Source organism: Mycoplasma todarodis, from assembly GCF_004335995.1.
Lineage (GTDB): Bacteria > Bacillota_I > Bacilli_A > Mycoplasmatales > Metamycoplasmataceae > Mycoplasma_K > Mycoplasma_K todarodis.
In genome coordinates this window covers 19,243-31,765 of record NZ_PSZP01000013.1, presented here as the reverse complement: position 1 = coordinate 31,765, position 12,523 = coordinate 19,243, and the positions used below count along the sequence as shown (strand labels likewise).

At 32.5% G+C, this 12,523-nt stretch carries 9 protein-coding genes and 2 pseudogenes; all 11 read right to left on the bottom strand.

Going from position 1 to position 12,523, the window contains the following annotated elements; genetic code table 4:
- Nucleotides 1-893 (bottom strand): annotated as a pseudogene (gene tuf / locus C4B25_RS02310) (elongation factor Tu); the annotation flags it as partial.
- Between the two features lie 247 nt (nucleotides 894-1,140).
- Nucleotides 1,141-2,958: a Na/Pi cotransporter family protein gene (locus C4B25_RS02305; protein WP_131613451.1), complete on the bottom strand. Its 1,818-nt coding sequence runs from the start codon at nucleotides 2,956-2,958 to the stop codon at nucleotides 1,141-1,143.
- Between the two features lie 109 nt (nucleotides 2,959-3,067).
- Nucleotides 3,068-3,721, bottom strand: coding sequence for a phosphate signaling complex PhoU family protein (locus C4B25_RS02300; protein ID WP_131613450.1), 654 nt, complete (start codon nucleotides 3,719-3,721; stop codon nucleotides 3,068-3,070).
- Between the two features lie 2 nt (nucleotides 3,722-3,723).
- On the bottom strand, nucleotides 3,724-4,545 hold the full coding sequence (locus C4B25_RS02295; RefSeq protein WP_131613449.1) for a phosphate ABC transporter ATP-binding protein: 822 nt from the start codon (nucleotides 4,543-4,545) through the stop codon (nucleotides 3,724-3,726).
- The gene (gene pstA, locus C4B25_RS02290) at nucleotides 4,535-6,331 is read right to left on the bottom strand and encodes a phosphate ABC transporter permease PstA (protein WP_168380678.1); all 1,797 of its coding nucleotides are present in this window, start codon (nucleotides 6,329-6,331) and stop codon (nucleotides 4,535-4,537) included. The genes C4B25_RS02295 and pstA overlap by 11 nt, the downstream gene beginning before the upstream one ends.
- Nucleotides 6,332-6,459: 128 nt before the next feature.
- Nucleotides 6,460-7,497: a PstS family phosphate ABC transporter substrate-binding protein gene (locus C4B25_RS02285; protein ID WP_131613447.1), complete on the bottom strand. Its 1,038-nt coding sequence runs from the start codon at nucleotides 7,495-7,497 to the stop codon at nucleotides 6,460-6,462.
- A 134-nt stretch (nucleotides 7,498-7,631) separates the two neighbouring features.
- Nucleotides 7,632-8,303, bottom strand: coding sequence for a winged helix-turn-helix domain-containing protein (locus tag C4B25_RS02280; protein ID WP_131613446.1), 672 nt, complete (start codon nucleotides 8,301-8,303; stop codon nucleotides 7,632-7,634).
- A 46-nt stretch (nucleotides 8,304-8,349) separates the two neighbouring features.
- Nucleotides 8,350-10,392 carry an elongation factor G gene (fusA, locus tag C4B25_RS02275; protein WP_131613445.1) on the bottom strand — a complete coding sequence of 681 codons (2,043 nt, stop codon included), beginning with the start codon at nucleotides 10,390-10,392 and terminating at the stop codon, nucleotides 8,350-8,352.
- 12 nt (nucleotides 10,393-10,404) lie between these two features.
- Nucleotides 10,405-10,875 carry a 30S ribosomal protein S7 gene (gene rpsG, locus C4B25_RS02270; RefSeq protein WP_131613444.1) on the bottom strand — a complete coding sequence of 157 codons (471 nt, stop codon included), beginning with the start codon at nucleotides 10,873-10,875 and terminating at the stop codon, nucleotides 10,405-10,407.
- A 19-nt stretch (nucleotides 10,876-10,894) separates the two neighbouring features.
- Nucleotides 10,895-11,274: pseudogene (gene rpsL, locus C4B25_RS02265) on the bottom strand (30S ribosomal protein S12).
- A gap of 274 nt (nucleotides 11,275-11,548) precedes the next feature.
- Nucleotides 11,549-12,418, bottom strand: a complete 870-nt coding sequence (locus C4B25_RS02260) for a Rho termination factor N-terminal domain-containing protein (RefSeq protein WP_131613443.1) — start codon at nucleotides 12,416-12,418, stop codon at nucleotides 11,549-11,551.
- Nucleotides 12,419-12,523: the final 105 nt, after the last annotated feature.

Here is a 12,523-nt window from a genome sequence, read left to right as displayed (position 1 = left end):
GAATGTTGTATGAGGTGTAACTGATCCTGGTTTAGCAAGAACTTGTCCACGTTCAATATCATCTCTAGCGATACCACGTAGTAAGATACCAGCGTTATCTCCAGCAAGAGCTTGGTCTAGAAGTTTTCTAAACATTTCAATTCCTGTAACAACTGTTTCTTGTGTATCTCTAATACCAATGATTTCAACTTTATCATTTAGGTTAAGTGTTCCACGTTCAACACGACCTGTAGCAACTGTACCACGACCTGTGATTGTGAATACGTCTTCTACAGCCATTAGGAATGGTTTGTCTGTATCTCTTGTAGGTTCTTCGATAAATGCGTCAACTGCGTCCATTAATTCCATGATCGCGTCTTCGTATTTAGCTTCTCCTTCAAGTGCTTTAAGAGCTGAACCTTTAATAACTGGTGTGTTATCTCCGTCAAATCCGTACTCTGATAGTAGTTCTCTAACTTCCATTTCAACTAGTTCAACCATTTCTTCTTCACCCTCTAGCATGTCAACTTTGTTTAAGAAGACAACCATTTTAGGAACTCCAACTTGTCTTGAAAGTAGGATGTGTTCTCTAGTTTGAGGCATTGGTCCATCTGTTGAAGCAACAACTAAGATTGCTCCATCCATTTGTGCAGCACCTGTAATCATGTTTTTAACGTAGTCAGCGTGACCTGGACAGTCAACGTGTGCATAGTGTCTTTTCTCTGTTGAGTACTCGATGTGTGATGTGTTGATTGTGATTCCACGTTCTTTTTCTTCTGGAGCGTTATCGATTGATGCGTAATCTTTAGCTTCTGATAGTCCTTTTTTAGCAAAGTTGTTTTACCGTGGTCAACGTGACCAATAGTACCAATGTTAACGTGAGCTTTACTTCTGTCAAATTTTTCTGCCATTATAATATTCCTTTCGATTTGTTTTAATAAATCTTATATTTTTAATTTAAATGTATTGCGTTTATTCGAATAAACCACCGATGCTAGGCCTTACATCCTAGTCCTATCCATATAATGCATTTATGTTTAATATATATGCTTAAATATTTTATCACAAAAAAAGTGGTAATTTCATAAAATTGCTTTAAAAAAAATAAAAAAATAACTCGTCGGTTATGTTGAGTTATTTAAGTACCAGTTTTTTTATTTATTACACTCCGAGTTTTTTAGTCTCATTTTTAGTTTCAGCAAATAATTCTTCTGTCAATTCTTGAGAAAGTTTTATTTGTTCGGGTTTTTTTCTACCTTTTCTTTGATAGTTATTAACACGGGATGCGTGATGTGATGTTCTTTCAAATAATCTAACCAATCTTGCGAAATCAAAGTCAGCTTTACTATATTCCTTTTTATTAATTCTAGCTAAATCATTCTCAATTGCTTGTTTTGCAAACGCATCAAATGCTTTTTGTAAAGCTTTGATGTCTTTATATCTTGAATATGTATAAGCTTCAATTTGTTTAAATGAACGTTTAGTCATGGACATAACTGTAGATAAAAGGTCTTTCGAATCTTGCAATGTTTCTTTATTTATATTGAAAGTTTTTGTCTTTTTATTGTATTTCTCTTTACATTGTACGAAAACTCTATACATTAAATTAGTCATAGCATCCAGTGATCTTAATGAAAGTACAAGCGACATTTGTTTACTTGAAAGAGATTCTGTAATGTCTTTTGAACCAATTTCAATTAAATAAGAAGAAACTTGAGTTCTTGTTTGACCAAGTAAAATGTGAATTTGTTCAAATAACTCAAAGTGTTTTTTATCACCAGTTTTTATGTATTGTTTTAATTGATTCTGTGATTCGTATGACATACGGCCCATTTCAACAGCAACCTTCTTAGCAGCTTCATACGCTAATTCTGGAGATTCATATACTAATGATTCTGGTAAACGTAAATCATATTTATAGTTTGTTGCAGTTTTTTTGTCAGGAACTACTTTATTTGCAACTCAAGCAAGTTGTTTCGTAAATGGAATAAATAATATAACAAGAACAGTATTGAATAGAACATGACCAAGAGCAAGGTCAAAGTTATTATGAAGCAGAACTGGTGTTCCATTAGCGGTAATTGGGTGATATGTACCAGGGTTCATACTTTGGATTCAATCACCATATACACCAGTGGCAATTAAAGGCATAACGATAATAGCCATTATGATATTCGTGATCAGTCAAACAACAGCAATCCTTCTAGTATCTTTCTTGGTAGAACCAATAGAAGCTATAAGTGCCGTGAAGGTTGTACCAATATTAGCTCCAACAACCATGGCTAATGCAGTGCTTATTGACATAGCTCCTTCATTTCATATATGTGGATCTGCCACAGTAGGACCAGAACCATAGAATCCTTGAACTATTGTAACTACTGCTGATGAAGATTGGAAGGTACCAGTCATAACAATGGAAATTAATAATGCTAAGAATGGATTTGATACTTTACCAATAATAGGTTTCATTTCTGAAGCTAATGGTTTAAACCCTAATCCCATAACATGAAGCCCTATGAATATAGCCCCGATTGCAAAGAATAACATCGCAACACGTGTCTTCTTCTCTTCAGAAAGCATAATTAAACCGAACGCTCCTAAGAATGAGAATGAGAATAATGAATATTTAACATATTGGAAAGCTGGAACATCAGCTGACGCAACGATTATTGAAGTTGTTGCTGTACCAATGTTAGCCCCTAATATAAATGCAATAGCAGTCCTCAAATCTAATAGACCGGCTGCTACTAATCCAATAGCTAATGCAACTGCACCATCTGATGATTGGATCATAGTGGTAAATATAACCCCAACAAAACAAGCTACAAAAGGATTTTTTCTCAATATTTTCATTACATTTGAAATTTTTCTACCTGTCATTTGTTTAAGAGATGATGACATTAATTTAATTGAAACTAAAAATAACCCCAGTCCCGCAAGACCTATCATAACGCACTTAAATATCTCAATAGAACCCATTTTGTTCTCCTTATTTGAAATACCCTTATAGGGTTTACCTTTTATTTATAACACAATGAGACAAAAAACAAAATAAAAAACAAGCCTTTTTTTAGCTTGTTATAACTATCTATAATTTTATATGTTTATTTGTTTTGATATAAAGAAGATTTTCGCAGATAGAAACTATGTGATCGCCCGCTTTCTCTAATGAGTTAACTATATTCAAAACATACACTCTTTCTTTTATTAATTCTTTATCAGTTTTATTAATAACAGAATTAACGATAGCCTTTCTTATCTTTAATGTTTCTTCATCAATTTCATTATCTTGTTCGGCAATGAAGATTATTTCATTTTCATTTTCAGAATCAATAATACCCCTTAAAGAACTCAACATGGTACGCAATGGTTTGTGTACTTTTCTAATCCTTGTTTGTGATGAAGGTGAAATTTTTCCATCATTAGAAATTGTGAACTTAGCTATTTTCTTAGAATAGTTGATTATTGATTCTAACTCTTTAGCAACAATTAAATAAGTTATAGTTCTCCTCAATTCAATAGCAAGAGGTTTTTTCGTTAATGCGAACAATATTTCTGATTCCATCAACATGAATTCTTTTTCGAACTTGTCCCTTTGTTCTAAAACGTCAAGAGCAATCTTACCATTAGCGGAAGAAATCGCTTTCTTAGACTGTTCATGAGCTTTGATAACTATATCTATCAGTTTTATTAGTAGTTTCCTTATGAGTTTTGTACTTTCAGTTATTATGTTGTTTTCCATTTTTACCCCATCTCCCCATTTATATATTCCGACGTTAATTTCTTTTTAGGGTTAGTGAAGATATTTTTTGTTGTATTAAACTCAATCAATTCACCCATATAGAAGAATGCTGTTTTATCTGAAATTCTTGCAGCTTGTTGCATTGAGTGTGTAACTATGATAATTGTAAATTTTTCTTTTAATCTTTTCATTAATTCCTCAATCTTTGCAGTTGCAATAGGATCCAATGCTGAAGTAGGTTCATCCATCAATAAAACTTCTGGCGACATAGCTATTGCTCTAGCAATACATAATCTTTGTTGTTGTCCACCTGAAAGTCCAGTTGCAGAATCATCCAAGCGATTTTTCACTTCCTCTCAGAGAGCAGCATCCCTTAAAGATCGTTCTACAATCCTTTTAATCTCCTTTTTGTCTTTAATTCCCGAACTTTTCAAACCATACGCAACATTATTAAAAATAGACATAGGAAATGGGTTAGCCTTCTGAAAAACCATACCAACTTTACTTCTCAAATCTACAATATCAACATTATCATTAGATCTAGTAAAAAACTTCTTAATAAAACGCCTGCTGTTTATATCTTTGTAATTAGAAATTAATTCAATATCCCCCATTTTTAAAGAACCTTTAACTTTTACACCTTCAATCAAATCATTCATTCTATTAAACATTCTCAATAATGTTGACTTACCACAACCAGAAGGTCCAATAAAAGCAACAACCTCATTCTTAATAATGTTTAAATTTATATCTTTTAAAGCTTGTTTTTTACCATTTAGGTATCATAAGTTTAAATCCTTCACCTCAAAATAATTATTTTTCATAATGCTCCTTAATTTTTATCTTAATCCACTTTTTGAATCTAAACTTCCCTTCCGATCTTTTTTCTAAAATTCAGCCAATAATATTAGCGAACGCATATAAGAACATTATTAATATCATTGCAACAAAACTGGTTTCCCATGCTCATGCATTACCCATTGATAAATTTGAAGGTGTAGTCACATTCACATAAATACGTGTTGTTATAACTTGTGCACCAGAATCACCTTTTATAAATCATGCTGGTGATAATCCCATAACTAGATATACAGGAGCTGTCTCAGATATAATTCTTCCTATTGACAAAATAACTCCAGTGACAATCCCTTTCAACGCTGATGGAAGAATAATTTTTCGTATAGTTCCAAACTTAGTTTCTCCCAATGCCATAGATGCATGTCTTAATGTAACAGGAACATCTTGTAATGATTGCTCGATTGTTCTAGTAAACATCGGAAGGATAACGATAGACATAGTTAAGATTCCTGCCGTTAATGAAAACGTTCTTCCTACATGTAAGGTTTGTATGAAAAATACCATACCAAACATACCAAATAAAATTGATGGTGTTGATTGTAATGCATCAATTAGGAATCTCATAACTTTTGTTGGTTTCGTATTTTGTGAATATTCACTAAATCAAATAGCTAACGCAAACGCAAAGGGCATACATATAATTATTGAACCCAATACCAAAATACATGTAACTATTAATGCTTGACCAACAGTATCCCCATGGTTTGCACTTGGGTTTGTAAGATGTTGAAATTGAAAATAATTCCCTCCTTTAATTAACACATAACCAAAGATTCAGAAAACTAATCCAAATCCAATAATCACAGCAATCATTTCTAATAAAGTTTTCCTGAATTGATAGAATACTTTTATACGACTTTTCTTATCTTTCACAAAAAACAAAGATAAATAAATCATTTTATTTTTAATAGTTGTGATATTGAATATTATTTTATTTTCAATCCATTTTTTGACTTCTTGTTTTACTTTAGTTTCTTTGTTTGTTTTAATTGATTTATTTTGTTTGTTTCTAAATAAATATGCAATAAAACCGTTAAGTATTAATATGAAGGTCAATATAATAAAACCTATTGCATATACATATCCTCTCGAAATATTTAAATCACCACTTTGTGGGAACATATTATTAGGAATTATTGTTGCAACGTTACCTGAATTTCCTCTTAGAAATCCAATAAATCCATTTTCATGTACAAAAGGATTTATTGGATGAGATTGTATCAACATAGAAACAGCCATTGTTTCACCAATAACTCTTCCTAAAGAAAGAATCATAATTACAATTCTTTGTTTTCTAATAGATCTCAAAACAACTTTGTAAATTGATTGATTTTTAGTATTACCCAAAGCTAATGCTCCTTGGTAGTGGTGCGAAGGAACTCCCTTCAAAGCATTTAAAGTTAATGATGAAACTGTTGGGATAACCATCATTGCTAAAACTATAATCACTGAATAAATAGAACCAGTTGTAAAATCAGCATGCATTCACTTTCCTATTATTGGAGAAAGTGCGAATATACCAAAAAGACCAAAAACAACTGAAGGTATACCTGCTAATAACTCATTTACAAACCTGAGTGTTGCTTTAATCTTTTTATTCTTGATCTTAAAGAATATGAATATAGCAATCCTAGTTCCTATTCATATCGCAATGGTTAATGCTAATGCAGCAATTACAAATGTGGTTATTAATCCATTGATAATCCCATATTTTGAATTAAATTTATGAGCTCAATCTTGATCCTTAAACATTGGTAAAGTTTTAATGAAAACAAAACCAATGATTACAAGTATGATGGATACCGAAATTGAAGAAAGAAAAAGAATTAAATTTTTACTAACTTTATCAATAATCCTCTTTCTTTTAGATATTTTCTTACTTATCATTTTATATCTATTGCTAGCCCATTATGACCATTGGTTTTATTCGATTCTAAGAATTCTTTGTCATCATTTTTTAAAATACCTTCTGATTTCTTTTGTTCATCAGTTAACTTTAAATAACCCACATTGGCAAGCGACTTCTGTCCTTCACTCATCATTCCTTCAATAAAATTAATTACATCTTGTTTGTTATTTGCTTTTGTGTTGTAAATAACATTGAGTGGTCTTGCTCAATTATATGTTTTTCCTACATTTTCTTTATTTGGAATCATTTTATGTTTCCCGTCGTTGCTGATTAATGTAAGTTTCGAGAAGTTTGATTTACCTTTAATTAATGAATCCGCAACGCCGAGCGACAGATAAGTAATTCCATATTTTTTACTAGAACCACTTAATGATTTAAATGCTTCAGAATTTGCTTCATTCGTTGTAGAAGTTACACCTTTTAATTCTGATTTCTTTGGATGGTGCGAAACTCTATTTTGCCCTGTTCCAGAAAGTTTACCAAGACCTATACCAAATATTTCTGCTGTTCCTGATTTATCAGGATTCTCTCTTGAAAGAACTTCGACATTATTTGCATTTGCATCCATTCCGAATATAGCTTTTGCAGCTAACAATCATTGTTTATTTCCTTTTTCTTCTGTATAAAGTTTTAATATATTATCTATTTTTGCTTTTTTAGAATTACCTTTGATAACCATTGCTAAACCATCTATACCAACAGTTACAGTCCTGAATTTATCAGAGTTAACTATTTCTTTTGAATCTGGTGTTGCTGACATATTACCAAAATCAACTTCACCCATAAGAATAGCTTTCTGTCCTGCTCCGGAACCACCACCAGCTACATTGACTTGAGCACCGTCATATTTTTTTGAAAACCCTTGCATAAAAGGTAAAACTGTTGACGATCCCTTAGCTGTTAGTGTCGGTATATCCTTACCACACGAAACAACTGCAAAAATAGGTACAATCGCCGCTCCTGTGGTTGCTAAAACACCCATTGTTGTTTTCTTTTTGTTTAATTTCATATAAATATTCTCCTTATTGTTGTTTTCCCAACTGAATTCATTATAAAATCATTAAAAAGGTTTTAATTCTAAATAACACTAACATTTATTAATTATTTTTAACAGATGTAAATTAACGTTAAAAAAAGTTGAAATTATAATAATTTCAGCCCTTTAACTTTATCTTTAACTACTATTACTTCGTCACCAATTTTCTTTTTGATTCTATGTAAATATTGATCTAATATTCTACTTGTATCTTCTTCATATCCTCATATACTTTTGAAAACATCAATTTTCTTTTTGAAATCCTCATGATTTCTCACTAGATATTTTATTAGTTTAAATTCTTTATTTGATGTTTCTACTAATTTATCCGAAATATATACTTCTCTTAATATTGAATCTACTTTTATATTTTTGAAATAATCCATTGTTTCTACAAAATATTTTTCTGATTTTCTTTTTAGTATGGTTTTTAATAAACCAATGATGTAACCATCACTGAGATTTCCCTCACACAAATAATCAATATGTTTATCAAATAGTTTGATCGCCTTTTTTTCAGTCATCCCTCTCAATACAACCATTGTATATAAGTGTTTGTTATTATTTTGCAAGGGTTCAATATTCGTATATTTAATTTCTTCTACCTCAATAGAATCAAAAATAAGAATATGCACACGTTTATCATTGATTTCATGTAATTCATCAATATTTATTTTATGAAGTTCTATTCTATATAGTTTTCCTATTTTTTCAAAAATATCGTTTTGAATTCTTTTTTCTTTGTTTCTAACTTGGTATATTTGTATTGTCTTTTCCATACTTTTAATTATATTTATCGACTCTATATTGTTACAAAACATTATGTTAAAATAACAAAATAAAAAAACCACCCGTTAGGGATGGTTTAAAAGCAACTGACTTAGGTGCAGCTTGGTAGTGATCGAATTGCATTTGGTATGTTCCACGACCTTGAGTGAATGATCTTAGTTGTGTTGCATAACCGAACATATTTGATAGAGGAACGTCTGCTCTAACAACTTGAGCTCCGTCTGATCTTTCTTCATTACCTTTAATTTGTCCACGTCTAGATGAAATATCACCCATAACGTCACCGAAGTATTCTGAAGGAACAATAATTGAAACGTCCATGATTGGTTCAAGAATTGTAGCTCCTAGATCTCCAGCACCTTTTTTAAGCGCTTTAGAAGCAGCTATTTTATAAGCCATTTCTGATGAATCGACATCGTGGTATGAACCATCGAATAGAGTAGCTTTAACATCAATCATTTCGTAACCAGCAACGATACCTGATTTAAGGGCGTTTTCTAGTCCTACTTTAACTGAGTTGATGTATTCCTTAGGAACTTTACCACCAACGATTGCATCAACAAATTCAAATCCTTTGTTTTGGTTTGGTTCAAATTCGATTCAAACGTGACCGTATTGACCTTTACCACCTGATTGTTTAACGTGTTTACCTTCAACTTTAGCTGATTTAGTAATTGTTTCACGGTAAGCAACTTGAGGAGCACCAACATTTGATTCAACTTTGAATTCACGTTTTAGACGGTCAACAATGATGTCTAGGTGTAATTCACCCATACCAGCAATAATTGTTTGTCCTGTGTCTTCATCTGTAAATGTTTTGAATGTTGGATCTTCTTCTGCTAATTTTTGAAGTCCTAATGATAGTTTTTCTGAAGCAGCTTTTGAAGCTGGTTCAAGAGCTAGTGAAATAACTGGCTCTGGGAATACCATTTGAGCCATATCTGTAAGTGTATCACCTGTTGTTGTATCTTTAAGACCAACACCAGCAGCGATATCTCCAGCTCTAACTTCATCAATTTCTTCACGAGAGTTGGCGTGCATTTCTAGAATACGACCAATTCTTTCTTTTTTACCTTTAGTTGCATTGAAAATGTATGAACCTTTTGATAACACACCTGAGTAAACTCTAAAGAATGTTAATTTCCCAACGAATGGGTCAGTCATGATTTTGAATGCTAGTGCTGAGAATGATTCTTCATCTGAAGAAGGTTTTGATGTTTCTTCACCATTTGGTAATACACCTTTAATAGCAGGCACATCAATTGGTGATGGTAAGTAATCAATAACACCATCTAGTAATGTTTTAACACCTTTGTTTTTGAATGCTGTTCCACAGAATGCTGGGAAGAATAGTGATGTTAATGTTGCTTTACGGATTGCAGCTTTAAGCATTTCTGCTGGAATTTCTTCTCCGTCAAGTACAAGCATCATTAATTCTTCATCGAAGTCAGAAACTGCTTCAACAAGTTCTTGTCTTTTTTCTGTAGCAAGATCCATCATGTCAGCTGGAATTTCTTTGATTTCTGCTTCTTCGTCTGCTCCACCATCGTAGTAGTAAGCTTTCATTTCTACTAAGTCAATTAGACCTTCGAAATTATCTTCTGCTCCTAGGTTTCATTGTACAGCAACTGCGTTTCCACCTAATCTTGTTCTAACTGATGCTTTATCCATTTTGTTAACGAAAACAATTCTTGGAACGTGGTAGTTTGTTGCTTGTCTTCAAACTGTTTCAGTTTGAGGTTCTACACCTGATTGTGCATCAAGTACAGCTACAGCACCATCTAAAACACGTAGTGAACGTTCAACTTCAACTGTGAAGTCAACGTGTCCAGGTGTATCAATGATGTTAATTCTTTTTTCTTTTCAGAACGCTGTTGTAGCAGCTGAAGTGATTGTAATACCACGTTCTTGTTCTTGTTCCATTCAGTCCATTTGTGACTCACCAGTATGTGTTTCACCAATTTTGTGAATTTTACCAGTGTGGTAAAGAATACGTTCTGTTGTTGTTGTTTTACCAGCATCGATGTGAGCCATGATACCGATATTTCTATAATCTTTAAGTGCGAATTTTCTAGACATTTTTCGTATCCCCTATCATCTGAAGTGAGCGAATGCTTTGTTAGCTTCGGCCATCTTATGTGTATCTTCTTTTTTCTTAACTGATGCTCCAGTATTGTTTGAAGCGTCAATAATTTCTGCTGCAAGTCTTGCATCCATTGTGTACTCTGATCTTAATCTTGAGTAGTTAATTAATCATCTTAATGATAATGTTTGCTTTCTTGTTGCTGAAACTTCAGTAGGTACTTGGTAGTTTGCCCCACCGATTCTTCTTGTTCTAATCTCTAATTGAGGTGTGATGTTTTCCATCGCTGCAGTAAATACTTCGATTGGTTCTTTTCCAGTTTTTTCTTTAATAATATCGAAAGCTGAATATAGTATTGTTTGTGCAGTTGATTTTTTACCGTCAAGCATTATACCGTTGATAAGTTTTGTAACTATTTTTGAGTTGAAAACTGGATCAGCTAATACTTCTCTTTTAGGTGCTCTATTTCTTCTTGCCATAATTTATCTCCTTATCTTTTTATTTCTTTGGTTTTTTTGTTCCATATTTTGATCTTGACTGGTTACGTCCATCTACACCAGCTGTATCTTGTGTACCTCTAACTACGTGGTATCTAACCCCGGGAAGGTCTTTAACTCTTCCTCCTCTAATTAAAACTACTGAGTGTTCTTGAAGGTTGTGTCCTTCTCCTGGGATGTAAGCTGTTACTTCCATTCCGTTTGATAACTTAACCCTTGCATACTTACGTAAAGCAGAGTTAGGTTTTTTAGGTGTCATTGTTGCGACCCTTGTACATACACCACGTTTGAATGGCGCTGTAGTACGTTAAGAGCTGGAGCTTTAGTTTTTGAAACTTTTGACTTACGCCCTTGGTTTACCAATTGGTTAATTGTTGGCATTTATACTTCCTTTCATGTTGTTTATTTTCATGTTATTTTGTTTAATGTTTATATTTATCAAATATGTCGGCTACTTTATATAGCAAAAATATTATACACAACTCCACCTAGTGTATCGGCATTTTTTTCAAATTAACAATGTCCCCTAGTGTATCGGGTTTAATGATTAAACAATGTCCCCTAGTGTATACTGATTATTAGGGTTTTTATGGTTTTATAAGCAATAACTTTTTCTCGAAATAAAAAAACTGCATTTGCAGTTTATTTTTTATGATTACCCTTCGTTTGTAACACGAACAATTGTTGCTACTAATTCGTCTTTCGACATTTTAGTTGCACCTGAAATAGATAGTTTATTTGCGATTTCTCTTAACTCTTCTATTTTAAGTTTCTTAAGTTCAACAACTTCTGGTGCTTCTTGAGTTTCAACTGGTGTTTCTTTTATATCAGCTGATTGAGCATTTGGTGTTGGTGTTGGTCCATACGCTGCAGAAGGTGATTGACCGCTTTGTGCAGCATTAAAGAAATTTTTCATTTGCTCTTGCATTTGTTGGAATTCAGGAGATTTTTTTAATTCTTCCATTCTTTCGATATGAATAAATGTTTTTCTAATTCTTGATACTTGCATTGCAAATATTAATAATATAACTGCAAATCATTGTGATGTTATTGAAAGGATAGCTCCAACATGATTATCAACAATAGAGATCATACTTCATGATGAGAATGCTGCATTAAATAGTGAGAATAAACCTACAATTTCAGGAAGATATACTGCTGCCGCTGATATTCTTGCAAATGTTTTATTTTTATATGATTTAACAAGTGTCATCCCATATAAAACAGCACCTGCAATAGCCATACAAATCATAATGATTGGCATTACTATGAAACTCATCAGAATCCTTCTTGAAGCTCATTGATCCGCATCTCCAGTGAACCCTTTAGTTCCTGCGATTGCTTTTGATAGTGAATCTTGTAATGTGCTTTTATCACTTAACACTAATGCTAATCCCGCTATTGTCATAACTAAGAATATTGCCATGGCTATACCGAATAATATTATTCAATGCCTAAATTTGTTAGGTTCGTTCTTTCACATTTCTTTTGTTGTTGGTGTGTTTGCTTGGAAAAATGGATTCATTTTGCCTCCCTTATCTTTAATTAAGTATACCACTTTTAAAATGCAAGATATACCTTTGATACTATATTATACATCTTTTATTAAAAAATAGCACTCTTACATTGA